This is a genomic window from Variovorax atrisoli (genome assembly GCF_014195185.1).
Classification (GTDB): domain Bacteria; phylum Pseudomonadota; class Gammaproteobacteria; order Burkholderiales; family Burkholderiaceae_C; genus Variovorax; species Variovorax atrisoli.
The window spans coordinates 351,252-375,827 of record NZ_JACIBG010000008.1 but is presented as its reverse complement, the minus strand read 5'-3'; the positions used below and the strand labels follow the sequence as shown (position 1 = coordinate 375,827).

At 68.2% G+C, this 24,576-nt stretch carries 19 protein-coding genes; 8 read left to right on the top strand and 11 right to left on the bottom strand.

Annotated elements, in window-relative coordinates; genetic code table 11:
• Positions 1-77: 77 nt before the first annotated feature.
• The 10 genes from FHY06_RS26895 to FHY06_RS26850 all read right to left on the bottom strand — a co-directional run bounded on the left by FHY06_RS26895 (position 78) and on the right by FHY06_RS26850 (position 12,378).
• Positions 78-1,553, bottom strand: a complete 1,476-nt coding sequence (locus FHY06_RS26895; protein WP_184606898.1) for an aldehyde dehydrogenase family protein — start codon at positions 1,551-1,553, stop codon at positions 78-80.
• A 45-nt stretch (positions 1,554-1,598) separates the two neighbouring features.
• The gene (locus FHY06_RS26890) at positions 1,599-1,952 is read right to left on the bottom strand and encodes a cupin domain-containing protein (RefSeq protein WP_019658070.1); all 354 of its coding nucleotides are present in this window, start codon (positions 1,950-1,952) and stop codon (positions 1,599-1,601) included.
• Between the two features lie 177 nt (positions 1,953-2,129).
• Positions 2,130-3,608, bottom strand: a complete 1,479-nt coding sequence (locus tag FHY06_RS26885) for an NAD-dependent succinate-semialdehyde dehydrogenase (RefSeq protein ID WP_184606897.1) — start codon at positions 3,606-3,608, stop codon at positions 2,130-2,132.
• 46 nt (positions 3,609-3,654) lie between these two features.
• The gene (locus FHY06_RS26880; RefSeq protein WP_184606896.1) at positions 3,655-4,743 is read right to left on the bottom strand and encodes a tartrate dehydrogenase; all 1,089 of its coding nucleotides are present in this window, start codon (positions 4,741-4,743) and stop codon (positions 3,655-3,657) included.
• A 130-nt stretch (positions 4,744-4,873) separates the two neighbouring features.
• Complete coding sequence (locus tag FHY06_RS26875; protein WP_184606895.1) at positions 4,874-6,490, bottom strand: ABC transporter ATP-binding protein; 1,617 nt, start codon at positions 6,488-6,490, stop codon at positions 4,874-4,876.
• A gap of 120 nt (positions 6,491-6,610) precedes the next feature.
• The gene (locus tag FHY06_RS26870) at positions 6,611-7,525 is read right to left on the bottom strand and encodes an ABC transporter permease (RefSeq protein WP_184606894.1); all 915 of its coding nucleotides are present in this window, start codon (positions 7,523-7,525) and stop codon (positions 6,611-6,613) included.
• A 16-nt stretch (positions 7,526-7,541) separates the two neighbouring features.
• Positions 7,542-8,498: an ABC transporter permease gene (locus tag FHY06_RS26865; protein WP_184606893.1), complete on the bottom strand. Its 957-nt coding sequence runs from the start codon at positions 8,496-8,498 to the stop codon at positions 7,542-7,544.
• 171 nt (positions 8,499-8,669) lie between these two features.
• Positions 8,670-10,292: an ABC transporter substrate-binding protein gene (locus tag FHY06_RS26860; protein ID WP_126185785.1), complete on the bottom strand. Its 1,623-nt coding sequence runs from the start codon at positions 10,290-10,292 to the stop codon at positions 8,670-8,672.
• Positions 10,293-10,376: 84 nt separating this feature from the next.
• Positions 10,377-11,669: an NAD(P)/FAD-dependent oxidoreductase gene (locus tag FHY06_RS26855; protein ID WP_184606892.1), complete on the bottom strand. Its 1,293-nt coding sequence runs from the start codon at positions 11,667-11,669 to the stop codon at positions 10,377-10,379.
• Between the two features lie 43 nt (positions 11,670-11,712).
• Positions 11,713-12,378 (bottom strand): haloacid dehalogenase type II, encoded by a 666-nt coding sequence (locus FHY06_RS26850; protein ID WP_019658078.1) that lies wholly within the window; start codon positions 12,376-12,378, stop codon positions 11,713-11,715.
• Positions 12,379-12,982: 604 nt separating this feature from the next.
• On the opposite strand from FHY06_RS26850, the gene FHY06_RS26845 reads away from it, so the two are divergent.
• From FHY06_RS26845 to FHY06_RS26820, 6 genes are all read left to right on the top strand, one after another.
• On the top strand, positions 12,983-13,861 hold the full coding sequence (locus FHY06_RS26845) for a GNAT family N-acetyltransferase (protein WP_184606891.1): 879 nt from the start codon (positions 12,983-12,985) through the stop codon (positions 13,859-13,861).
• A gap of 12 nt (positions 13,862-13,873) precedes the next feature.
• Complete coding sequence (locus FHY06_RS26840) at positions 13,874-14,812, top strand: 2-hydroxyacid dehydrogenase (protein WP_184606890.1); 939 nt, start codon at positions 13,874-13,876, stop codon at positions 14,810-14,812.
• A gap of 185 nt (positions 14,813-14,997) precedes the next feature.
• Positions 14,998-16,401 carry an aspartate aminotransferase family protein gene (locus FHY06_RS26835; protein ID WP_184606889.1) on the top strand — a complete coding sequence of 468 codons (1,404 nt, stop codon included), beginning with the start codon at positions 14,998-15,000 and terminating at the stop codon, positions 16,399-16,401.
• A gap of 72 nt (positions 16,402-16,473) precedes the next feature.
• Complete coding sequence (locus FHY06_RS26830; RefSeq protein WP_019658082.1) at positions 16,474-16,968, top strand: Lrp/AsnC family transcriptional regulator; 495 nt, start codon at positions 16,474-16,476, stop codon at positions 16,966-16,968.
• Positions 16,969-17,184: 216 nt separating this feature from the next.
• Complete coding sequence (locus FHY06_RS26825) at positions 17,185-19,584, top strand: DNA polymerase II (RefSeq protein ID WP_184606888.1); 2,400 nt, start codon at positions 17,185-17,187, stop codon at positions 19,582-19,584.
• Positions 19,585-19,877: 293 nt separating this feature from the next.
• A complete protein-coding gene (locus tag FHY06_RS26820) occupies positions 19,878-20,336 on the top strand; it encodes a hypothetical protein (protein ID WP_184606887.1) in 459 nt (152 codons plus the stop codon).
• A 139-nt stretch (positions 20,337-20,475) separates the two neighbouring features.
• Here FHY06_RS26820 and FHY06_RS26815 read toward each other — a convergent pair whose 3' ends face one another.
• Positions 20,476-21,378, bottom strand: a complete 903-nt coding sequence (locus FHY06_RS26815) for a DMT family transporter (protein ID WP_184606886.1) — start codon at positions 21,376-21,378, stop codon at positions 20,476-20,478.
• A gap of 88 nt (positions 21,379-21,466) precedes the next feature.
• On the opposite strand from FHY06_RS26815, the gene FHY06_RS26810 reads away from it, so the two are divergent.
• Positions 21,467-22,318 (top strand): LysR substrate-binding domain-containing protein, encoded by an 852-nt coding sequence (locus FHY06_RS26810; RefSeq protein ID WP_184606885.1) that lies wholly within the window; start codon positions 21,467-21,469, stop codon positions 22,316-22,318.
• Positions 22,319-22,501: 183 nt separating this feature from the next.
• Positions 22,502-24,568: a TonB-dependent receptor gene (locus FHY06_RS26805; RefSeq protein ID WP_409327471.1), complete on the top strand. Its 2,067-nt coding sequence runs from the start codon at positions 22,502-22,504 to the stop codon at positions 24,566-24,568.
• Positions 24,569-24,576: the final 8 nt, after the last annotated feature.

Here is a 24,576-nt window from a genome sequence, read left to right as displayed (position 1 = left end):
TCTGGGTATGTCCCTTGGACGTCAGTGAAAACTTGAAGGCATGCTCGATGGCGATGGCGGTCGATGCCGGAAAGCGATCAGTAGCCGACGATCGCCTTGGTCTCGAGGTATTCCTCGAGGCCGTGGACGCCGTACTCGCGTCCGTTGCCGGAGCGCTTGTAGCCGCCGAACGGCGCGTGGCTGTTCCATGGCGGATAGTTGATGTGCACCTGGCCCGCGCGCAGCTGCGAAGCCACGCGCCGCGCCCGCTCGCGATCGGCGGACTGCACGGCCGCGCCGAGTCCGTAGACCGTGTCGTTGGCGATGGCGATGGCCTGCGCTTCATCCCGGTAGGGCATCAGCACCAGCACGGGGCCGAATATCTCTTCCTGCGCCACGCGCATGTCGGGCGTCACGTCCGAAAAGACCGTCGGCCGTGCGAAGTAGCCACGGGTCAGGCCGTCCGGCCGGCCCGGGCCGCCGCAGACCAGCCTGGCGCCTTCTTCGATCCCGCTGGCGATCATCGCCTGCACCCTTGCGTACTGCGCGGCGTTCGCGATCGGCCCCATCGATGTCTTCTCGTCGCGCGGATCGCCGAGCCTGATGCCGGCAACCGCCGCGCGGACCAGCGACTCCACCTCGGCCAGCCGCGACGCAGGCACCAGCATGCGCGTCGGCGCGCTGCACGACTGGCCCGCATTGCGCATGCCTGCCAGCACGCCCTTCGCCACGCCTTCCTCGAAATCGGCGTCGTCGAGGAACAGGTTTGGCGACTTGCCGCCCAGCTCCTGCACGACGCGCTTGACGCTGACGGCACCCGCCTGCGCAACGAGCACGCCGGCACGCGTGGAGCCGGTGATGGAGATCATGTCGACATCGGGGTGCGCGGACAACGCAGCGCCGACCACCTCTCCGGTGCCGCCCACCAGGTTGAAGACGCCGGCCGGCGTGCCGGCGTCGTGCATCACCTGCGCGAAGAGCCGCGCGCTGAACGGCGACAGCTCGCTGGGCTTCAGGACGACCGTGCAGCCGGCGGCGATCGCCGGCGCAACCTTGGCGGTAACCTGGTACAGGGGCCAGTTCCACGGCGTGATCAGCGCGCACACGCCGATCGGCTCCTTGGAGATCGCGAAGGCGCCCTCCGGGGAGAGAAACTCGTATCGCCGCAGCACTTCGATCTGCGCGCGCACGTGGGCGATCCCGAACGGCACATGGGCCGTCCTCGCGAACCCGATGGGCGTCCCCATCTCCGTCGTGATGGCTTGCGCGAACTGCTCCGCCCGCTCTTCCAGCAGCGCGAGGATCCGGCCCAGCAGCGCCATGCGCTCGTCGACCGTGCTTCGAGAGAACGAGCCGAAGGCGCGGCGGGCCGCGGCGACGGCGAGGTCCACGTCCGCCGATGAGCCGGCCGCGACATGCCCGACGACCGCCTCGGAGAACGGATCGACGACGGCAATGCGTGGCGCTTCCGCGCGATCCTGCCAGCGCCCGTCGATATAGAAGCGCAAGTCGTCGCCATTGCCGCCGACACTGCTGATGCCGCCGGCGCCGCAGCCGTTGTCAGTTGCCGTCATCGGGTTGCACTCCACTGCAGTTCGTCCGTTCGGAGGCAACGCGGCTCAAGCGGTCACCCACACCTTGCGCACGGTCTCGATGGTGCGCCAAGTTCCGACGTAGCCGGGCTTCATGATGAAGCAGTCGCCGGCCCGGTAGGTGATCGGTGCGTGGCCCTGCTCGGTGATCTCCACCACGCCGGAGAGGATCAGGCAGAACTCCCAGGTCTCGCCCTTGATGGAGTGATTGAGGCCGACCGTCGATTCGAACACTCCCGCGCGCACCTTGCCGTCTTTCGCGCTGTCGACGTCCCAGTTGCGGCACACGATGTCGCCCTCGATGACCCGCTCCGCCGGCGGACGGTATTCGCGCGGCGCGCCGAGCTTGTCGAGTTCGAAGGGGATGAGAAGCCTGGACATTGAAAGCCTTTCTTGAGGGTCCGATGCCGATCAATGCTAAGGAAAACACTGCCGCATCGATGCTGAACCACGCAGGGCTAAAAGCGGGAAATGTGCGTTTGCAGGGGCCTCTTGGTGGATCGTGCCGCGGCGCCGGTTCGTCACCGGCCGCGCGGGTTCAGCCAGGCTTGCGAGGTGCTACAGCTGCCCCTGGCACACGTACTTGATGTGCATGTAGTCCTCCAGGCCGTGCACGGAGCCTTCTCGGCCGTAGCCCGATTCCTTCACGCCACCGAAGGGCGCGGCCTCGGCTGCCAAGGCGCCTTCGTTGATGCCGACGATGCCGGTCTCGAGCGCGTCTGCCACGCGCGAGATGCGGCGCACGTCCGTCGAATAGAAGTAGGCGGCAAGGCCGAACGGCGTGCCGTTGGCCGCGGCGATCACCTCGGCTTCGGACTCGAAGCGCGTGATCGGCACGACCGGCCCGAACGTCTCTTCGCAACTGCATTCCATGGTCGTATCGGCGTTCACCAGTACGGTGGGCGCGAAATAGTTGGGACCGTCGCAGCGCGCGTCGCGAAGCCGCTTGCCACCGACCACGACGCGCGCGCCCCTGGCGACGGCGTCCTTCACGTGGCGCTCGATCTTGTCCACCGCACGTGCATTGATCATCGGACCGATCTGCGAATCGGCCTGCGTGGCGGGGCCCACCTTGAGCGCGCCCACCCGCGCCACCAGCCTGTCGACGAACGCATCGTGCACGCGGGCCTGCACGAACACACGGTTCGGCGACACGCAGGTCTGGCCGCCGTTGCGGAACTTGGCGGCCATCAGGCCGTCGACCGCCGCATCGAGGTCCGCATCGTCGAACACGATGAAGGGTGCGTTCCCGCCGAGCTCCAGCGAGAGCTTCTTCAGCGTGTCGGCCGAGCGGCGGGCGAGGTGCTTGCCCACGGGCGTCGAGCCGGTGAAGGTGATCTTGCGCACGCGCACATCGTCGAGCCATGCATCGACCACTTCGGGCGTGCGCTCCCGCGAGGCGGTCACGATGCTCAGCACGCCGGAGGGAACGCCGGCCTCGGCAGCCAGCTTCACGAGCGCGAGCGAGGTCAGCGGCGTGTCCTCGGCGGGCTTGCACACCACCGTGCAGCCCGCGGCGAGCGCTGGTGCGATCTTGCGCGCGATCATCGCCGCCGGAAAGTTCCACGGCGTGACCGCGGCGACCACGCCCACCGGCTCGCGCAGCGCGAGCATGCGGCGGCCCGCCACCGGCGCGGGGATGATCTCGCCGTTGGCGCGCGTCGCCTCCTCGGCGAACCATTCGATGTAGCTGGCCGCATAGGCGACCTCGCCGCGGCCTTCGGCCAGCGGCTTGCCCTGCTCGCGCGAGATGAGCCTGCCGAGGTCTTCCTGGTGCGCCATCACGAGGTCGTTCCAGCGCTTGAGGATCTGCGCGCGCTGCTTGGCGGGCACGGCGCGCCAGGCCGGAAAGGCGGCGTGGGCCGCGTCGACAGCAGCCCGTGCATCGGCGGCCGTGCCGTCGGGCACGCTCGCAAAGATGGCGTCGGTGGCCGGGTCGCTCACGTCCAGGCGGCGTGCGTCGGCGGCTTCGCGCCAGTCGGAGCCGATGAGCATGCGGCCGGGCATCAGGTCCGGGCGTTCGATATGGAGAGGCATGGTGGTTGTTTGATGGTTTTTGAGAGGGAATGGGAACGTGCCCGGATCAGCCGGTGGCCACGCGCTCGGCGATCGCCATGCCGAGCTCCGCGGTGGAAGCCGTGCCGCCCAGGTCGCGGGTGCGCGGTCCGTCGCGCAGCACGGCCTCGATGGCCGCCAGGATCGCGTCGTGCGCGGCGCGCCCCGGACCTTGCCCCTGCGTGAGGAAATCCAGCATCAGGGCCCCGGACCAGATCATCGCGATCGGATTGGCGATGTTCTGGCCGTAGATGTCGGGCGCCGAGCCGTGCACCGGCTCGAACAACGACGGAAACCTGCGCTCCGGGTTCAGGTTGGCCGAGGGCGCCAGGCCGATGGTGCCGGTGGTCGCGGGCCCGAGGTCGGAGAGGATGTCGCCGAACAGGTTGCTCGCCACCACCACGTCGAAGCGCGTGGGCTGCAGCACGAACCGCGCCGACAGGATGTCGATGTGCTGCTTGTCCACCGTCACCTCGGGGTAGTCGGCACCCACCGCATCGGCGCGCGCGTCCCACCAGGGCATACTGATGGCGATGCCGTTGCTCTTGGTGGCCACCGTCAGGTGCCTGCGCCCGCGCGCACGCGCGGTTTCGTAGGCGAAGCGCAGCACGCGGTCGGCGCCGTGGCGCGAGAACACCGACTCCTGGATCACGATCTCCCGCTCGGTGCCTTCGTACATCACACCGCCGAGCGAGGTGTACTCGCCCTCGGTGTTCTCGCGCACCACGAGGTAGTCGATGTCGCCCGGGCTGCGGCCGGCCAGCGGACAGGGCACGCCCTCGAACAGGCGCACCGGCCGCAGGTTGATGTACTGATCGAACTCGCGCCGGAACTTCAGCAGCGATCCCCACAGCGACACGTGGTCGGGCACCGTCGCGGGCCAGCCGACGGCGCCGAAGTACAGCGCGTCGACGCCCTTGAGCTGCTCCTTCCAGTCGTCCGGCATCATCCGGCCGTGCGCCGCGTGGTAGTCGGCGCAGGCCCAGTCGAGGTAGCGGCAATCGAGTTCGAAGCCGAAGCGCTCTGCGGCGGCCTGCACCACGCGCACGCCCTCGGGCATCACCTCCTTGCCGATGCCGTCGCCGGGAATCACTGCGATGCGGAAGGTGGGTGTCATCTCGGTTCTCCATGAATCGGGCGGGGTTCTTCCAGGAACACCAGGGAGCCGTCTTTGCCGGGCCGTTGGTGTTGCCCCCGGAAGAGGGGGTCGGCAGCCACGCGAAGCGGGCAGAGCCTGGGGGCGAAGCTCATGCCCTGCGGTCCATCTCGTCGAGCCAGCCCTGGCGCAGCTCCGGCACGGAGCGCGCGAGCAGCTCGTAGTAGGGGTGGTGCGGGCCCCGGTCGTAGTCGGCGCGTGCCACCTGCGCGAGCTTGCGGCCGTGCTGCATCACGACGATCTCGTCGCACACCGCGCGCACCGTGTGCAGGTCGTGGCTGATGAAGAGGTACGACACGCCCAGCTCGCGCCGCAACTCCGCCATGAGGTCGAGCACCGCCGCACCCACCACGGTGTCGAGCGCGGAAGTCACCTCGTCGCACAGGATCAGGTCGGGCTCGGCCGCGAGCGCCCGCGCGAGGTTCACGCGCTGCTTCTGCCCGCCCGAAAGACCGCCCGGCAGGCGCCCGGCCACGGTCTGCGGCAGCTTCACCAGGTCGAGCAGCTCGTGGATGCGCCTGCGCAGCGGCTCGCCGCGCAGGCCCTTGTAGAACGCCAGCGGCCGCGCCAGGATGCGCTCGATGGTCTGCGACGGATTCAGCGCCGTGTCGGCCATCTGGAACACGATCTGGATGCGGCGCAGCTCGTCGCGCTCGCGCTGCTGCAGCGTCGGCTTCAGTTCGCGGCCGCGGAACAGCACGCTGCCGCTGCCCGGCTTGAGCAGTCCCGCCACCGCGCGCGCCAGCGTGGTCTTGCCCGAGCCCGATTCGCCGATCACGCCGATGGCCTGGCCGCGGTAGAGCTTCAGGTCGATGTCCTGCAGGATCGGCTTGGCGCAACGTCCCTGCGCATCCACCGGGCCGTAGCCGGCGCAGAGCTGCCGCACCTCGAGCAGCAGCTCCCGGCCGTCGTTCGCGGCATCGGCGGGCGGGCGGGCCTGCGGGCGCGCCGCGGCCAGCAGGCTCTTCGTGTAGTCGTCGGCCGGCGCGGCGAGGATCCGGCCGGTCGCGTTCAGCTCGCGCATGCTGCCGTTGCGCAGCACCAGGATGTGGTCGGCCATCTGCGCCACCACCGCGAGGTCGTGGCTCACGTACACCGCGGTGGCGCGGCGCTCCCGCACCACGCGGCGGAAGGCGCGCAGCACCTCGATCTGCGTGGTCACGTCCAGCGCCGTGGTCGGCTCGTCGAGGATCACGAGGTCGGGGTCGCCGATCAGCGCCATCGCCGCCATCAGCCGCTGCAGCTGGCCGCCCGAGACCTGGTGCGGATAGCGCGTGCCGATGCGCTCCGGATCCGGCAGCGCCAGCTCGCGGAAGAGCTGCACCGCCTTCGCCTCGGCCTCGGCGCGCCTGCACAGGCCATGGATCACGGTGGGCTCCACCACCTGGTCCATGATCGTGCGCGAGGGGTTGAACGAGGCCGCTGCGCTCTGCGCGATGTAGGCCACGGTTCGACCGCGCAACGCACGCTGCGCCCGCGCATCGAGCGCCAGCACCTCCGTGTCGCCGATGCGCACGCGGCCGCCGGAGATGCGGCAGCCGTGGCGTGCATGGCCCATCAGCGCAAGCGCGGTGGTTGTCTTGCCGGAGCCTGATTCGCCGATCAGCGCCAGCACCTCGCCGGGCTGCACGGAGAAGCTCAGGTTGTCGACCAGCGTGGCGGCACCCGCATGGATGCACAGCCCTTCGACGATCAGGTTCGCGCCCATGTCATCGCCTCCCGTCTGCGCCAGGAACAACGCGGAGCCGGCCTTGCCGGGCCACCGGTGTCGCCGCCGTCGTGGAGGTCGGCTGCCGCACGAAGCGGGCAAGCCTGGGGATGGGTTTCATCAGCGTGCTCCTCGTTCGCGGGCCTGACGCCCCGGAAGGTTGTCGATCACCAGGTTGACCGCGATGGTCAGGCTCGCGATGGCGAGCGCCGGCACGATCACCGAGGCGCCGCCCATGGCCAGCGCGCCGATGTTCTCTCGTACCAGAGAACCCCAGTCGGCGGCCGGCGGCTGGATGCCCAGGCCCAGGAAGCTCAGGCTCGCCAGCAGCAGCACGATGTAGACGAACCGCAGCCCCAGGTCGGCCAGCATCGGGCCGACGATGTTGGGCAGGATCTCGCGCAGCATGATGTAGAGCGTTCCTTCGCCGCGCGTGCGAGCCACCGTGACGTAGTCGAGCGCATTGATGTTCACGGCCAGCGAACGCGCGATGCGGTAGGCACCGGGAACGTAGATGATCGCCGCCGTGGCCACCAGCATCGGCACCGACGAGCCGAAGCCCGCCACCATGATGAGCGCGAACATCTTGCTCGGGATGGCGGTGAGCGTGTCGAGGACGCGGCTGAGCGTCGCGTCGATCCAGCGGCCGCTCGCGGCCGCCAGCAGCGCCAGGACGGTGCCCGTGCCGCTGGCCAGCAGCGTCGCCAGCAGCGCCACGCCGACCGTGTAGCGCGCGCCCTCGATGATGAGCACGAGCATGTCTCGGCCCAGGTAGTCGGTGCCGAGCCAGTGCGCCGCGCTGATCGGCGCGAAGACGTTCGCGGTGCCGGCGCCCGCCGGGCGCAACGAGAGCAGCCAGGGACCGAGCGCCGCCGAGAGCACCCAGAAGAGCAGCACCGCGAGGCCGATCAGCCCCGAGGGGCCGAATCCTGCGAGCCAGCGCAGCGGGCCGCCGTGCCGTGCGCCTCCCGTGGTCGGCGGCGTCACCGGGGCGGCTGCGCTCAGGCGAGTCGAAGGCGTGGAGGACGATTCCATGATGGCTTCCCCTTGGTCAGCCATGCCGCAGGCGCGGATTGGCAAGGATGCCGCAGACGTCGGCGGCGGTCACCAGGAGCAGGTAGGCGCCGCAGAAGATCATGGCGCAGGTCTGCACCAGCGGCATGTCGCGCTGCGAGACGCCATCGACCATCAGCTTGGCGATGCCCGGGTAGTTGAAGATGGTCTCCACGATGATCACCCCGCCGAGCAGATACGACAGGCTCAGCGCCACGGCGTTGGCGATCGGCCCCACCGCGTTGGGCAGCGCGTGCGCCAGCACCGTGCGCATCGGCGATGCGCCCTTGAGCCGCACCATCTCGATGTAGGGCGCCTCCAGCTGGTCGATCACGGCGGCGCGCGTCATGCGCATCATCTGCGCGACGATCACGCAGCACAGCACCAGCACGGGCATCGCGAAGGCCTGCAGCATCTGGCCGAGCGAATCGATGTCGCTGACGAAGGACAGCGCCGGCAGCCAGCGCAGCTTCACCGCGAACACCAGCACCGCGAGCGTCGCCACCAGGAACTCCGGCACCGACACCACCGCCACCGCCGAGGTCGACGCCGCGCGATCGAACCACGAGCCGCGCCACACCGCCGAGGCGACGCCCAGCATGAGCGCGATCGGCACCGAGAACAGGGCCGTGACGGCAGCCAGCAGCAGCGAGTTGGGCAGCCGGCTGGCGACCAGTTCCGACACCGGCATCTGCGTGGTGGACGAGCGCCCCAGGTCGCCCCTGGCCATGCCCGCCAGCCACTGCGCATAGCGCTTCGGCGCCGGCACATCCAGCCCCATCTGCGCACGCAGCGCGGCCAGCGCCTCAGGCGTGGCGTCCTGCCCGAGCTGCTCCTCGGCCGCGTCGCCGGGAAGCACCGCAGTGATCGAGAACACGATCACCGACACCGCCAGCAGCGACAGCAGCGCGAGCGCAATGCGCTGGGCAAGGAGCTTGAGGATCACCTGATTCATGTCAGCTGCTCCGTTGAACCATCTGCCACTTGCCACCGTGTGCCGCCGCAGGCCGGCGCAGCCCCGCCGGTTCGCGGGACACCACGGCACCGGCTTTGCCGGGCCGCAGGTGTCGCCCCCTGCAAGGGGGTTGGCGCAGCGACACGAAGTGCGCGAAGCCTGGGGGTGTGCTCATGCCTCCAGCCACACGTTCTCCGCGAAGTTGTAGCCCATGAGCCCGCCCAGCGGAATCGGCGACAGGCCCTTGAGCTTGGAGGTGTGGCCGTCGATGCTGGCCAGGAACATCGGAATGCCGAGGCCCGCGTCCTGGTGGATCATGGTCTGCATGTCGGCGTACATCTGCTTGCGCTTGGCCAGGTCGGTTTCGGCGCGCGAGGCCAGCAGCAGCTGGTCGAACTTCTCGCTCTTCCAGCGCGACTCGTTCCACGCCGCGTTCGACTGGAAGAACTGCGTGAGCAACACGTCGGCACTGGGGCGCGGGTTCACGTTGCCGAAGCCGACGTGGCTGTTGAGCCAGTGGTTCGACCAGTAGCCGTCGGCCGGCATGCGCTTGATGTCGAGCTCCAGGCCCGCGCGCTGCGCCGCCTGCTGCAACAGCAGGGACATCTCCACCGAGTACAGCGCCGCGGGCGACGCCACCAGCGGCACCTTGCCGGTGACGCCGGACTTCTGCAGGTGGAACTTCGCCTTCTCCGGGTCGAAGGGGCGCTGGGGCAGTCCGGCGAAGTGGAATCGGTTGGTCGGATCGATGGGCTGGTCGTTGGCCACCACCGCGTAGTCGAGCGCGATGGTCTTCTTCATCTGCTCGCGATCGAACAGGTGCTTCATGCCGAGCACGAAATCGGGGTTGGCGCCGGGGCCCACATCCTTGCGCATGATCAGGTCGGAATACTGGCCCGACTGGGTGACGAAGATGCCGAAGCCCGGCGTGCCTTTCACGCGTTCCACCGAACGCGGATTGACCGAGCCCACCAGGTCCATGCCGCCCGACAGCAGCGCGTTGACGCGCGCGCTCTCGTCGCCGATGCCCACGAACTCGATCTCGTCGAGGTAGGGTTTGCCGGGCTTCCAGTAGGCCTCGTTGCGCACCACCACCGAGCGGATGCCGGGCTTGAACTCCTTGAGCTTGTAGGGGCCCGTGCCGATGCCGGCGTTGAAGTCGGTGGTGCCGTCCTTGACGATGTGGAAGTGGTAGGTGCCCAGGATCACCGGCAGGTCGGCGTTGGGTGCGCTCAGCACGATGGTCACTTCGTTAGGACCCGTTGCCTTCACGCTCTCGATCTGGTCGGCGAGCACCTTGGCCTTGGAGGCGGTGGCCGCGTCCTTGTGGCGCATCACCGAGAACACCACGTCGGCGGGCGCGAGCGGCTTGCCGTCGTGGAACACCACGCCCTTGCGCAGCGTGAAGACCCAGACCTTGGCATCCTTGGTGGTGAACGATTCGGCCAGCGCGGGTTGCGGCGTGAGGCTGCCGTCGAGCGAGGTCAGGCCGTTGTAGACCATGTTGCAGCGCGAGTAATCGGTCTGGTTCGACTGCTTGGCCGGATCGAGCGTGTCGGTTGCCGCAGCAGTGGCGCCCGCCACGCGGATGCGCCCGCCGCGCCTCGGCGTCTGCGCGTGGGCGGACACCGCCATGCCCGCGAGGCTGCCCGCCAGCGTGACCTGCATGCCGCCGGCCATCAGCATCGCAAGCACGTCGCGTCGCGACGCGCCGCGTTTCAACGCGCTCATCACGCGAAGGCTTTCGCCGGGACCGACGAGGTCTTCGAACCTCTTGTTGCTGCTGTCGCTCATGATGGGTTACTCCTGTGTGGCCGGTGACCGGGGGTTGAAGAACAAAACGAACGCTGAACGAAACGGGTCGGACTCGCTGCGCGCTCAGGCCAGCTTGTCCTTGAGCGAGTAGTAGAGGCCGACGGCCGGAAGGAACCACGGCGGGCCGAAGTGCCCGGGAATGGCGGGCCAGGCGCGGTCGCGCCAGGGGTTGGCGCCGGCATCGCCGTTCATCACGGCGGCCATGCGCTCGCCCATGTGCACCGACATCTGCGTGCCGTGGCCGCTGTAGCCCATGGCGTAGTAGAGGCCGTCGCGCTCCCCGGCGTGAGGCAGGCGGTCCTGCGTCATGTCGACCAGCCCGCCCCAGCAGTAGTCCAGGCGCACGGCACCCAGTTGCGGAAAGGTTTCCGCGAGCCCGGCGCGCAGGATCTCGCCGCTCGCGGCATCCGACTGGGGGCTGGAGATCGCGAATCGCGCGCGCCCGCCGAACACCAGCCGGTGATCGGCCGTGAGCCGGAAATAGTGATGGATGTTCGCGATCGTCGTGTACGTGCGCCGCGCCGACAGCAGCGCCTGTGCGCGCTGCGCGCCGAGCGGCTCGGTCACGACGATGAAGCTGCCGATCGGCACGATGCGCCGGCGCAGCCAGCCGAAGCTGCCGTAGCCGCCATGGCGCGTGGCACCCGTGGCCAGCAGGACCTGCTGCGCGGTGACGGTGCCGCGTGAGGTATGCAGCCGGTGTGCGTGGCCCTGGCCGAGCCGCTCGAGCCGGTTCACCGTCGTGGTGGTGTGGATCTGCGCGCCGTGGCGCTGCGCCGCCTCGGCCAGGCCATGGGCGAAGCGGCCCATGTGCATCTGGCCGCTGCGCTTGTAGAGAAGGCCGCCGTGGAAGCGCTCGCTCTGCACCTCGGCGCGCACCCGCGTCGCATCCAGGAGTTCGACGTCGATGTCCACGCCGTCGTCGATCAGGCGCCGAGCGCTGCGCTCGAGCGCCTCCATCTGGCCAGGCCGCGTGGCGAGCTTGAGCTTGCCGTGCCGCAGGAAATCGCAGTCGATCGCCTCGTCGCGTACCAGCCGCGCCACGGTGTCCACTGCGGCGTCGTAGGCCCGATACCAGGCGCGGGCCTTTTCGACGCCGACCTTGGCGGCCACATCGGCATAGTCCACGGCCAGCCCGTTGTTGACATGCCCGCCGTTGCGGCCCGAGGCCTCCGCCGCCACACGCGCACCAGCCTCCAGGACAGCGACGCGCGCGCCGCGCTTCGCCAGCGCCAGCGCCGCGGACAGGCCCGTGAACCCGCCGCCGACGATCGTGACGTCGACCTGTTCCGGCAGCGCATGCGCTGCAGGCGTGAAGGCTGCAGCGCTATCGGTCCAGTAGGAGTCGAGCTTCATGGCGGGGCGAGCAACGGGGCGAGGCAGGGAGACCGCGATGCGATCAAAGACCGACGACGCCGGGAAGGCCGCCGATGTCCTTGATCTCGGTGTAGCGATAGGCCGGGTTGCCCGGGCCGTGGCCGCGGTTGACGAAGACCTTGTTGACGATGCCCAGGTCGTCCGCCGACATCAGGTCGTAGCGCATGCTGGACGAAACGTGCAGCACGTCCTCCGGGTTGCAGCCGAGCGAGTCGAACATGTACTCGAAGGCCTTCAGCCGCGGCTTGTAGGCCTGCGCCTGCTGCGCGGTGTAGACGCGGTAGAAGGGCGCGCCGAGCATCGCCACGTTCTTCTGGATCTGGTCGTCCGAGGCATTCGAGAGGATCACCAGCGGGATCTCCTTGGCGACTTTCGCGAGGCCGGCCGGCACGTCGTCATGCGGGGTCCAGGTCGGTACGGCGTCGTAGATCTTCTGCGCGTCCGCGTCGAAGTACTGGATCTTCCATTTCTTGCAGAGGCGCCGCACTGCGTTCTTGAGCACGACCTCGTAGGGCTTCCAGTCGCCCAGCACCTCGTCGAAGCGGTAGGCCGTGAAGTCCGCATGGAACTCCTCCATGCGTTCTGCGGGGATGCGGTCGGCGAACAGGTCGGCGGCCATCTCCTTCATGCGGAACCGGGTGAGGGTGCCGTAGCAGTCGAAGGTCACGTATTTGGGACGGAAGCTCATGGTGTCGGGTCCTTTTCAAAGGGAGGGCAGGGAAGGCAATTGCGACAAGCTCATTACGGATTGATTGCAGCACGCAGCTGCATGACGTATGTAGGGAAAACAGGTGCCGTCGAAACCAAAGCTGCGGTTTGTGGTAGCGGCAACAGCATGGCGTGCGGTCTGCCCCGCGCACGTGCGGACATGCACCTTGGCGCGCCGCCGCGAGGCTGCTGCGCACGTTCTTGATGCACGCTGCGTGCGCATGCCAAACTGCGCCGCCATGAGGTCGCCGTCGCGCGTCGAAGGGCATGAAGCGTGCTTCGAGGATGCGGTGCAAAGGCGCTTGTGAGGGGGTCGACCGAAGGCTCGCATGGCGATGGGCTGCATGGAAGTTGGCGCGGCGTGGGGAAATGACCGGGACGGCCGAGACGGCCGGTCGATGCTAGGCAAACCGCCGCGGCATTTGTGTTCGTATGCGGGCGTGCCACCGCAGCAAATTGCGAGAAGAGGGCGGCTGGCAGGCGAAGCTTGCGAGTTGCAGCGAAAGCGCCATCCGGTCTGGTGCGGCGCCGCAATGTCGTCCAAGATGGAGCGAATTCCCGTCGCAACATACAGAGAGATTCCGATGTCCGAAGCCCCTGAGAACGCACCGACCACGGATGGCGTGGTGCTCAGACCGATGACTTCCGCCGACCTGCCGCAAGCGCACGCGCTGTCTGCCGATTTGCGCTGGCCGCACCGGCTGGCAGACTGGGAGCAGGTCTTCGCGCATGCCGAAGGCATCGCGGCCGAGCGCGACGGCGAGCTCGTCGGCACCGGCCTGCGGTGGCGCTGGGGCGAGCGCCACGCCACCATCGGCCTGGTGATCGTCACCCCCGCATGCCAGGGACGCCGCATCGGGCATCGGCTCATGCGCTCGCTGCTCGATGGCATGGAAGACCGCTCGCTGCTGCTGCACGCCACCTCGCAGGGGCGCGGACTCTACGAGCGCCTGGGTTTCGTGCGGACCGGCGAGGTCCGGCAGCACCAGGGCATCGCCCAGCCCGCACCGCTGATCGCGCTGCAGCAAGGCTGGCGCCTGCGCCCGGCGGGCCTCAACGAACTGCCCGCGCTGCAGGCCCTGGACACCGCAGCGCGGGGCATGCCGCGAGAGGCGCTCATCGCCGAACTGCTGCAGGGGGCCGACGCCTGCGTGGTGCTAGACCACGACAACACCGCGAAGGGCTTCGCCATGCTGCGCCGCTTCGGCCGGGGCCATGCCATCGGTCCGGTGGTCGCGCCCGATGCCGAGGGCGCGAAGGCCTTGATCGCACACCTTGCCGGCCTGAATGCGGGCAACTTCACGCGCATCGACATCGATTTCAACAGCGGCCTGGCGGAATGGCTGGAAGCGATCGGCCTGCTGCGCGTGGATGCGCCCACGACGATGGTGCGCGGCGCGCCCCTGGCCAGGCCTGCGGAAGCGCCGGCCCTGTTCGCGCTCGTGACGCAGGCCGTGGGCTGAAGGAGCACCCCTGTGGACGCATCCTTCACCTTCCTCTACAAGTCCGATCCCGTCCGGGGACGCCAATGGGCCGAAGTGTTCGGCCGCCGCCGGCCGGACATCGACTTCCGCATCTGGCCGGACGTCGGCGATCCCGCGAAGGTGCGCTTCCTCGCGGCATGGGAGCCGCCCGACGACCTGGGCACGCGCTTTCCGCATCTTAAGGTGCTGTTCTCTTCCGGCGCAGGCGTCGACCAGTTCGACTTCGCGTCTTTGCCGCCTGCGCTGCCGGTGGTGCGCATGGTCGAACCCGGCATCGTGCGCGGGATGGTCGAGTATGTGACGCATGCGGTGCTCGGCCTGCACCGCGACATGCCGCAGTATCGGCGCCAGCAGCAGCAGGCGCGCTGGAAGCCGCTGCCGGTGCGCCCGGCGGGCGAACGGCGCGTGGGCGTGCTCGGCCTGGGATCGCTCGGGCAGGCCGTGCTGGCGCAGCTCGTCGCGCTGGGCTTCGACTGCGCGGGCTGGAGCCGCTCGCGCCACGAGGTCGAGGGGGTGCAATGCCACGCCGGTGCCGATGAGCTGCCGGCCTTCCTCGCGCGCACTGACATCCTCGTATGCCTGCTGCCGCTGACCGACTCGACGCGCGGCTTTCTCGACGCGCGCCTGTTCTCGCAACTGCCCGAGGGCGCTTCGCTCGTGCACGTCGGACGCGGGCCGCAGCTGGTCGACGCCGACCTGCTGGCCGCACTCGAAAGCGGCCGCATCGCGGAGGCGGTGCTCGACGTGACCGACCCCGAGCCGCTGCCGCCCGGGCACGCGTTCTGGCGGCATCCGCGCATCCAGCTCACACCGCACATCGCGAGCATGACGCAGCCGCTGAGCGCTGCCGAGGTGCTGCTCGACAACATCGAGCGCTTCGAGGCCGGCGAGCGGATGCTCGGGCTGGTCGACCGCGCACGCGGGTATTGAGAAGAGAAGCCGCGACGAGAAGCGCAGAAGGACGGGGTCGCCGCGTCGACCGCACGATCTGCTGTACGCGGCGCAACAACCGCAGCGTGCTTCGTGCGACACCCTCAAAGCAGCATCACCTCGTGCGGGGTGCCGCCTAAGCTGAAGGCATCGAAAGCTTCCCTCGCTCTCGCATCTTCACACCCATGACGCACCCCACCGCACTGCCCCAGCAAGCCGCGCTCGACGCGATCGACCGCGCCCACCTCATCCACCCCGTCTCGCCCTGGCGCGTGCACGAGCAGCGCGGGCCCACCGTGCTGGCCTCCGGGGAGGGCGCATGGCTCACCGACACCAACGGCCACCGGCTGCTCGACGCCTTCGCAGGCCTGTGGTGCGTGAACGTGGGCTACGGCCAGGAGAGCGTGGTGCAGGCCGCGACCGAGCAGATGCGCCGGCTGCCGTACGCCACAGGCTACTTCCACTTCAGCAGCGAGCCTGCCATCCGCCTCGCGCAGAAGCTGGTGCAGATCACGCCGGCATCGCTGACCCGCGTGTACCTCACGCTGGGCGGCTCCGATTCGGTGGATGCCGCCGTGCGCTTCATCGTGCAGTACTACAACGCCATCGGCCGGCCGTCGAAGAAGCAGTTCATCTCGCTGGAGCGCGGCTACCACGGCTCTTCGTCGACCGGCGCGGGCCTCACAGCGCTGCCCGTGTTCCATCGCGGCTTCGACCTGCCGCTGCCCACGCAGCACTACATCCCCTCGCCGTATGCCTACCGCCACGAGCACGGCGCCGATCCGCAGGTGCTGATCGCTTCCTCGGTCGCGGCGCTGCGCGCCAAGGTGGCCGAGCTGGGCGCCGACAACGTGGCGGCTTTCTTCTGCGAGCCGATCCAGGGTTCAGGCGGCGTCATCGTGCCGCCCAAGGGCTGGCTCAAGGCCATGCGCGACGCCGCGCGCGAGCTCGACATCCTCTTCCTGGTCGACGAGGTCATCACCGGCTTCGGCCGCACCGGTCCCATGTTCGCTTGCGAGGCCGAAGGCGTGGAGCCCGACCTGATGACCGTGGCCAAGGGCCTGACCGCCGGCTACGTGCCGATGGGCGCGACCCTGATGTCCGAGAAGGTCTACGCCGGCATCGCCGACGGTGCCCCTGCGGGAGCGCCTGTCGGCCACGGCGCGACGTACTCCGCGCACCCGGTGGGCGCCGCCGTCGCGCTCGAGGTGCTGCGGCTCTACGAGGAGGGCGGCATCCTCGCCAACGGGCAGCGCGGGGCGGTGCATTTCGCGGCCGGGCTCGACGCGCTGCGCGCGCATCCGCTGGTGGGCGACGCTCGCCATCGCGGCCTGGTGGGGGCGCTGGAGCTAGTGAGCGACAAGGCCAGCAAGCGCCGCTTCGACCCGGCGCTGGGGCTGTCCGACCGCATCTTCGCGGCCGGCTACCGCAACGGCCTGGTGTTTCGCTCCTTCGGGGACCACATCCTCGGCTTCGCGCCCGCGCTCACCTTCACCGAGGACGAGTTCGCGCAGCTCTTCGCACGGCTTGAGAAAACGCTCGACGACGTGCTCGACGCCCCCGACGTGCGCGCCGCGCTGGCCGCCTGACCGGGAAAGCACTGACCCGGCGCCGCGTCGGCAAAGCAGAATCAGGACCTGTTTCGTTTTTTCAGGACTGCCATGTCTGAAGCCTTCAAGATCGACCGACTCGACCTGCGCATCCTGGCCCAGCTGCAGAAGAACGGGCGCATGACCAACGTCGATCTCGCGGACGCGGTCGGCCTGTCGCCTAGCCCATGCCTGATCCGAGTGAAGCGGCTGGAGCAGGCCGGCTACATCGCCGGCTACGGCGCGCACCTGCGGCTGGAGAAGCTCGGCGATGCGCTGACGGTGTTCACCGAAGTCACGCTGCAGGACCATCACCGCGAGGATTTCGTGCGCTTCGAGGCCGCGATCCGCGAAGTGGACGAGGTGCTCGAGTGCCACCTGGTGAGCGGGGGTTACGACTACCTGCTGCGCTTTCTCACGCGCGGCGTGAACCACTACCAGGAAGTGATCGAGGGGCTGCTCGAGCGCAACATCGGCATCTCCAAGTACTTCAGCTACATCGTGATCAAGTCGCCGTTCATCAAGACGCATTGCCCGATAGAAAGGCTCTTTCCTCACCCCCGTTGAATCGTGCCGGCGCCGCCCGGGCGGTTTCTGACGGGTTGAAAACATCGACCCGCGCCTGGAGGCTCCGGTAGATCGGTGCTTCGCGGCGGGTCGGGCAGCCCCCGGCATTCCGCTCGGGGCCGCAGTTGCGAACGCCTGCCACGGATGCGAGGCCCGCGAAAGGTCGCGGCGACTGCGCAAGAATCGGTTGTCACCGAGTCTGCCTTTCTCATTTCCATGCCTCTGCCTCCCACGGCGCCCACCGAACTCAAGGGCTTCATCCTGACCCGCCATTGGCGGGACGCCGCGGCGGGCACGGAGATCGAATACTGGCTGGCAACGGACGCCGGGCCGCTGAAGGTCGTGCTGGCCGCCCAGACCTCCGTCGCGTTCGTCGCCGCCCGGCACCGCGCGGCGGTGGAGGCGGCGCTTGCCGCCATGCCAGGGGTGGAGATCCGCGAGCTCGATCTCAAGACCTTCCAGCAGGAGCCGGTCGTCGGCCTCTATGCGAAGCACTTCCGCCAGATCGGCCGGCTTGCGCGCACCCTTCGCGCGCAGGACATTCCGCTGCTCGAGGCCGACGTGCGCCCGCCGGACCGCCATCTGATGGAGCGGTTCATCACGGCAGGCGTGGCGGCGGAAGGAGGGCGCCTCGACCGCGGCGCGCTGGTCGATTGCCGGCTCAGACCGGCGCCCGACTACCGCCCGGCGCTGAAGATGGTGTCGCTGGACATCGAGACCAGCCAGTACGAGGCGCTCTATTCGATCGCACTGGACGCCGCGCAGGATCGCACCGTCTTCATGCTCGGCGACCCGCCAGCCGGGCAGGGCGGGGAAGAGGCGCGGCAGGACTTCTCCCTCGTCTACTGCCAAAGCCGCAAGGCCATGATCGAACGGCTCAACGACTGGTTCGAGCGCAACGATCCGGACGTCATCGTCGGCTGGAGCGTGATCCAGTTCGACCTGCGGGTGCTGCAGAAGACCGCCGACGATTGCGGCGCGCCCTTTCTGCCGGGACGGGAGCGGCGCCCGCTGGACTGGCGCACTCATCCCGGAAAGCAGGGCTATCTGTTCGCCTCCGCGCCGGGGCGGGTGATCGTCGACGGCATCGAGGCACTGCGGGCCGCGATGTGGAACTTTCCCTCCTTCAGCCTGGAGAACGTCTCGCAGTCGCTGCTGGGCGAAGGCAAGGCCATCGGCGACGAGTACGACAAGATGGCCGAGATCGAGCGGCGCTACCAGGAAGACAAGCCCGCACTCGCTCACTACAACATCCGCGATTGCGAGCTGGTGCTGCGCATCTTCGAGAAGGCGAAGCTGCTGCAGTTCGTGATGGAACGCGCCCAGACCACGGGCCTGCAGATGGACCATTTCGGCGGCTCCATCGCGGCCTTCAGCCACCACTACCTGCCGCGCATGCACCGCCTCGGCTACGTGGCGCCGAACGTCGGCGAGATCCCGAGCAAGGCCTACCCCGGGGGCTACGTGATGGACTCGAAACCGGGGTTCTACGACTCCGTCGTGGTCCTGGACTACAAGAGCCTCTATCCATCGATCATCCGGACCTTCCTCGTCGATCCCGTCGGCCTCGTGGAAGGCGGCAGCGCCGGCGGCGATCCGCGCCTGATCGTGCGCGGCCCCCAGGGCACCACCTTCTCGCGCACCAGGCACTGCCTGCCGGAGATCGTGACCACGCTCTGGCGCGCGCGGGACGAAGCCAAGCGGGCCCGGAACGAGCCGCTGTCGCAAGCGCTGAAGCTGCTGATGAACTCGTTCGCCGGCGTGCTGGGCGCCTCCGAATGCCGCTTCTTCAATCCCAAGCTGGTGTCCGCCGTCACCCTGCGCGGGCACGAGATGATGAAGCTCACGCGCGAATTCGTGGAGCGCAGAGGCTACGAAGCCATCTACGGCGACACCGACTCCATCTTCATCTGGCTCGGCCGCACCCACACCAACGAGGAGGCGCATGCCGTCGCAGCAGGCCTGGTGAAGGACATCAACGACTGGTGGACGCGCACGCTTCGCGAGACCCACGACCTCGAGAACTTCCTGGAGATCGAGTTCGACACCCACTACAGCAAGTTCTTCATGCCCACCATCCGCGGTTCGGACGTGGGCAGCAAGAAGCGCTATGCCGGCCTGAGCAAGGACGCCGACGGCAAGGAGGAGATGATCTACCGCGGCCTGGAGATGGCCCGCAGCGACTGGACGCCCCTGGCACGGCAGTTCCAGGAAGGTCTGCTGTCGCGGATCTTCCGGGGCGAGCCCTACGAGGAGTTCGTGAGGGAGTACGTGCGCTCGACGCTTTCCGGCGCCAAGGACGAACTGCTCGTCTACAGGAAGCGCCTGCGCCATCGCCTGGACGCCTACCTCGTCAACGTGCCGCCGCAGGTCCGCGCCGCGCGCCTGGCCGACGAGCACAACGACCGCCTCCATCGGCCGAAGCAATACCAGAACGGCGGCTGGATCCAGTACGTCATGACCCGCACCGGCCCAGAGCCGCTGGAGGCCCGCCATTCACGCATCGACTACGACCACTACCTGGGCAGGCAGCTGCAGCCGATCGCCGATGCCATCCTCCAGCCGATGGGGGCCAGCTTCGCGGGTTTGACGAGCTCGCAGCAGCATCTTTTCTGACACCGGACGAGGGTGGGTTCGACCGCCTGCGACGAACGCGCTCGATCAGCAACCGCATGCCTGATGAGGGCCACGAGCCGCGGATTGCCGAACGGCGGGCCGGCTCCCGGCGCGTTCGAGGCCCATGTGGCGATGCTAGGATTCAAGACCACCCGCCCTCTTGCTTCTGCAATCCACCAGACATGCGTTCTTCGATGAAGAAGTTGCTGCAGCTGCTTTTTCTTTCTGCACTGTTCGCTGGCCACGCCCACTCGGCACAGCCTTATCCGTACTCTGCCGATCAGGCGAGAGCGTTGCTGACACAGCTCGGCGCTCATGTGCTGGTCATCAACTCCGACCTCACGCTGATCAAGAAGAAGCCTGCGAGAGAGTTCGACCTGCTGACTTACTACCCGCTGCCCAAGATCAAGCTCGACGAGTACAAGCGCAACGGCCACATCACCAACAAGAACGACGACATCGCCGACTTCGTGACCTACGAGATCAAGGATTACGAACTCATCAACGAGAAGAACGAGAAGCTGCAGGTGAAGGAGAGCAGCAAGGCGGCGTCGTTGCGGGATTTCGCGCTCTGGACCTACGACCATGTCCTGGGCAGTCAACGGGGTTTCCACGTGAAGCTGGACAAGCCTTTCGAACGCGTCAAGGGCCACATCACGCTGGTCTTCGAGATGCCTGGACGCATCACGCGCGAAGTCCGGGTTCCGGTCGATCTCTCCGTCACAGACGAAGACCCGCGGCCCGATACCTGAAAGTGCGCCAACGCAGCTTGGATGTGAACGAGCTTGATGCATGCCGCTTGCGCGACTGCATGCTTCGGCAGGCACCCAGCCAGGGCGTTCCGCGCAATCGGCGAGACGCCTGTTGCGGCGAAGCGAGGCCGTCTGAACGCTAGCCTTCGACCCGCACGGCCGCCCCGCCGGTCGCCGCGATCACGATGCCTGCCAGCACCGCCAGCAGCCCGACCACCAAGCCCCAACGCAACGGCTCCGCCAAGAGCCAGGCGCCGACCAGGCCCGCGGCGACCGGATTGACCGTCACCGAGATCGCCACGCGCGTGGGCGTGGTACGCCCCAGCGCAAAGGCCCAGAGAAAGAAGCCGATGGCGCCGCCGAACACGCCGAGGTAGGCGACGGCCAGCCACTGGGCCATGCCGAAGCGGGCCACGGGCGCGAAGCTCCCCGCATGCCAGGCGATGCCCGCGAGGCACAACGCACCGGCTGCCATCGCCAGGACGGTGAAGGAGAGCGGCCCCGACCGGCGTATCACAGCGCGCGAGCCGACGCTGTAGAAAGCCATGCATAGAGCCGCTGCCAGCATCAACAGATCGCCTCGCCACGCGCCTGGCGGCGCCGTTCGCAGGTCCGAGAGCAGGGACAGGGCCACGCCCGTCATGGCGACCAGCACGCCGACCGTCTTGCGGCGGGTGAACGGTTCGACGCGCAGGACACCGGCCACGGTCATGGTCAGCAGCGGCAAGGCGGACAGCGAGAGCGCCCCGCGCGCGGCCGAGGTGTAGTGCAGCGAGGCGTTGAAGAGCAGCGGGAAGAGTCCGAAGAACAGCAGCCCCAACGCAACGGTCGCCGGCCAGTCGCGTCGCGCAGGCCAGCGCTCGCGGCTGCTGCCCAGCAGGGCCATCGGCAGCAGCAGGCAGAAGCCGATGCCGAAGCGGAACGCGCCGAGAGCGATCGGGTCGATGGCTCCGGCCACGTAACGCGTCGCGCCCACCGCTGCTCCGCCCAGTGCGCTGGACAGCACGGCGGCCGCGACGCCCGCAAGTTCTCCCACGTTCATGCTCCAGGTCGTTGTCGTGGCGGCAGCGTAGAAGCCTCACTATCATCAATCAATCGAATTAATTTGATGCATCTCATCAGGGAATGAAATGGCTCTTCCATCGCTCGATCCTGATCTGCTGAAGGCGTTCGTGGCAGTGGCCGAACACCGCTCCTTCACCCGTGCGGCGACGGCGCTGAACCGCACGCAGTCCGCAGTGAGCATGCAGGTCATGCGGCTGGAGGAGCGGGTGGGCACCGCTCTTTTCCATCGCACGAAAGTCCATGTCGAGTTGAGCCTCGCAGGCGAAAGACTGCTCGGCTACGCGCGCCGAATCCTGCAGTTGGGCGACGAGGCCGTCGGCCAACTGCAGCAGCACAAGGTGGAGGGCAGGGTACGCCTGGGCGTCATGGACGACTACGGCACACACGTCATGCCGCCGGTGCTCGCGCGCTTCGCGGCCGACTATCCGCACATCCGTGTCGAAATGGAAACCGGCCTCACGGCCCGCATGCCGCAGCGCCTGGGCAAGGATTTCGACATCGTGATCGCGATGCATCCGCATGGCCAGGGCGGCGGCGAACTGCTGCGGCAGGAGCAGGCCGTGTGGGCCACCTCGGCCTCGCACCCGGTGGAGCTGCAGCATCCGCTGCCTGTCGCCCTCTATCCCCGAGGATGCCTGTTCCGCGAATGGGCCACTGAAGCGCTCGACAGCGCCAGGATTGCCTGGCGGCTTGCCTTCGTCAGCCACGGCCTCGCGGCCGTGGAGTCCATTGCAGCGCAAGGCCTGGCGGTGACGGTCGTGAAGTCAGGGACCTTTCCGGCAAGATTGCGGGCCTTGTCCGAGGCCGAGAACCTGCCGCGGCTGCCTGCGGCGGATATCCGGCTGCACCGCGCGCGCAACCTGCCGCGTGCGGCATCGCTTCTGGCCGAGCAGATCGTGCAGGCCGTCGGTCGCTGAGAGCAGGCCCGGGAAGGGGCGCCTTGTCGATCGGCTCCGTGCGTCTTTCGGTCGCCCGGAAAATTTCTCCGATCGCTCCCGCCATTTGAATCCGATATGAAGAGGTCCCCGTATGGAAAGAAAGTCGCGCCGTGGATTCGCGGCTTTTCTTCGATTGGAGCGTTGATGCGAAGGCTGGCCGCCGTGTCTCATTCAGTTTGGATTGGCGTGCTGGCTGGCTGCCCTGTCGCCCATGCACAGGAAAACCATCTCCCGGAGATCCAGGTGCAAGGGCCGCGCGATGCAAGCATTGGCAGTGCCGATAGCGCGAGCGAGGGCGCGGTGGAGCGGGAGTCCTATCAGTCGCGACCGAAGCTGCGCCCGGGCGACATCGTGGAAGCGGTGCCCGGTGTGGTGGCCACTCAACACTCGGGCGACGGCAAGGCCAACCAGTATTTCCTGCGCGGCTTCAACCTCGACCACGGTACCGACTTCGCGGTCACGGTCGACGGCATGCCGGTCAACATGCCGACGCACGGCCATGGCCAGGGCTATGCGGATCTGAACTTCCTGATTCCCGAGCTGGTGTCCGGCGTGCGCTACCGCAAGGGCCCGTACTTCGTGCACAGCGGCGATTTCTCGCTTGCGGGCAGCGCCTCACTCGACTATTTCAGCGCGCTCGATTCGCCCTTTGCCGAAATGACGGTGGGCTCGCACGGCTTCCGCCGCCTGCTGGCCGCAGGCTCGCGCACCGTGCAGGACCAGACCTGGCTCGGCGCCATCGAACTCGAAGGCAACGACGGCCCCTGGAACGTGCCGGAGAAGCTGAGGAAGGCCAACGCCGTGCTGCGCTATTCGCAGGGCTCGCAGACGCGCGGCTTCAGCGTCACCGCCATGGCCTACAGCAGCCGATGGACCTCGACCGACCAGGTGCCGCAGCGACTGATCGACAGCGGAGAACTGCAGCGCTTCGGCAGCCTGAATCCGACCGACGGTGGCAAGACCCGGCGCATCAGCCTGTCCGGCAAGTGGTTCGACAAGGGCCCGAGCGGCGATACCGAGTTCAGCGCCTACGCCATCGACTACCGCTTCGATCTGTTCTCCGATTTCACCTACTTCCTCGACAACCCGGACAACGGCGACCAGTTCGAACAGACCGACCGCCGCCGCGTCTTCGGCGCGCAGGGCTCGCACACGATGGCCAACAGGATCGCCGGGCTTGACGGTGTGCTGAGTCTGGGGGCGCAATGGCGCGGCGACCGCATCGGCGAAGTCGGCCTCTACGACACGGAGGCGCGCAGGCGCTTGGGCACGGTGCGCAACGACAAGGTTTCGCAGGATTCGCTCGCCGTGTACGGGCAGCAACTGGTCAGTTTCAGCGACCGTTGGCGCGGCTACGTGGGCCTGCGCGGCGACGCGCTGCGCTACAACGTCCAAGGCCGCGAGCCCGCCTTCGGCCCGCTCAACAGCGGCAGGGGGCACGACGCGCAGCTGAGCCCCAAGTTCGGCTTGGCCTTCGCGCCCACGCCGGCTCACGAGTTCTATTTCAATGCGGGCGTGGGCTTCCACAGCAACGACGTGCGCGGTGCCACCATCACCGTCGACCCGAAGACCGGCGACGCGGCCGATCGCGTGCCCGCGCTGGTGAAAGGCCGCGGCGCGGAAGTCGGCTGGCGTTTCCAGCCCCATGAAAATCTCACGGCCACCGTGGCGCTGTGGAAGCTCGACCTGGCTTCCGAACTGGTCTACGTCGGCGACGCGGGCACCACCGAGCCGGGCCGCGCGAGCACGCGCCGCGGGCTCGAGGCCACGCTGCGGTGGAACTTCGACCGCGCCTGGCGCCTCGAGGTGGACGCCGCCGTGTCGCGCGCCCGTTTCAAGGGCGTGGCGCCGGAAGGCGAGGGCAACCATGTGGACAACGCCATCGAGCGCGTGCTGGCGGCCGGCATCACCTACATCGAGGGGCCGCTGACCGCGTCATTGCGGCTGCGCTACATGGGGCCGCGCGCGCTCGATACGCTGAACGCCGTGCGCTCGCGCGCCACCACGCTGCTCAATTTTGGCGCGCGCTATGCGGTCAACCGGCAGCTCACGCTGGGATTGGACGTGTTCAACCTGGCCGGGCGCAAGGGCAACGACATCGAGTACTACTACGCTTCGTGCACGGCGGGCGAGGTGGTCAGCGGCAGCTGCAGCGGCGGCGTGAACGACCGCCATGTGCACCCGACGGAGCCGCGCAGCGTGCGCATCAGCGCGCGGTACACGTTCTGAGCCTCGCG

Excerpts from the sequence above, each read along its gene's own strand:
- FHY06_RS26880 (WP_184606896.1), bottom strand. The coding sequence starts at position 4,743 with ATGACACCCACCTTCCGCATCGCAGTGATTCCCGGCGACGGCATCGGC.
- FHY06_RS26895 (WP_184606898.1), bottom strand. The coding sequence starts at position 1,553 with ATGACGGCAACTGACAACGGCTGCGGCGCCGGCGGCATCAGCAGTGTC.
- FHY06_RS26870 (WP_184606894.1), bottom strand. The coding sequence starts at position 7,525 with ATGGAATCGTCCTCCACGCCTTCGACTCGCCTGAGCGCAGCCGCCCCG.
- FHY06_RS26850 (WP_019658078.1), bottom strand. The coding sequence starts at position 12,378 with ATGAGCTTCCGTCCCAAATACGTGACCTTCGACTGCTACGGCACCCTC.
- FHY06_RS26875 (WP_184606895.1), bottom strand. The coding sequence starts at position 6,490 with ATGGGCGCGAACCTGATCGTCGAAGGGCTGTGCATCCATGCGGGTGCC.
- FHY06_RS26855 (WP_184606892.1), bottom strand. The coding sequence starts at position 11,669 with ATGAAGCTCGACTCCTACTGGACCGATAGCGCTGCAGCCTTCACGCCT.
- FHY06_RS26810 (WP_184606885.1), top strand. The coding sequence starts at position 21,467 with ATGGCTCTTCCATCGCTCGATCCTGATCTGCTGAAGGCGTTCGTGGCA.
- FHY06_RS26835 (WP_184606889.1), top strand. The coding sequence starts at position 14,998 with ATGACGCACCCCACCGCACTGCCCCAGCAAGCCGCGCTCGACGCGATC.
- FHY06_RS26845 (WP_184606891.1), top strand. The coding sequence starts at position 12,983 with ATGTCCGAAGCCCCTGAGAACGCACCGACCACGGATGGCGTGGTGCTC.
- FHY06_RS26860 (WP_126185785.1), bottom strand. The coding sequence starts at position 10,292 with ATGAGCGACAGCAGCAACAAGAGGTTCGAAGACCTCGTCGGTCCCGGC.
- FHY06_RS26865 (WP_184606893.1), bottom strand. The coding sequence starts at position 8,498 with ATGAATCAGGTGATCCTCAAGCTCCTTGCCCAGCGCATTGCGCTCGCG.
- FHY06_RS26815 (WP_184606886.1), bottom strand. The coding sequence starts at position 21,378 with ATGAACGTGGGAGAACTTGCGGGCGTCGCGGCCGCCGTGCTGTCCAGC.
- FHY06_RS26890 (WP_019658070.1), bottom strand. The coding sequence starts at position 1,952 with ATGTCCAGGCTTCTCATCCCCTTCGAACTCGACAAGCTCGGCGCGCCG.
- FHY06_RS26830 (WP_019658082.1), top strand. The coding sequence starts at position 16,474 with ATGTCTGAAGCCTTCAAGATCGACCGACTCGACCTGCGCATCCTGGCC.
- FHY06_RS26885 (WP_184606897.1), bottom strand. The coding sequence starts at position 3,608 with ATGCCTCTCCATATCGAACGCCCGGACCTGATGCCCGGCCGCATGCTC.
- FHY06_RS26825 (WP_184606888.1), top strand. The coding sequence starts at position 17,185 with ATGCCTCTGCCTCCCACGGCGCCCACCGAACTCAAGGGCTTCATCCTG.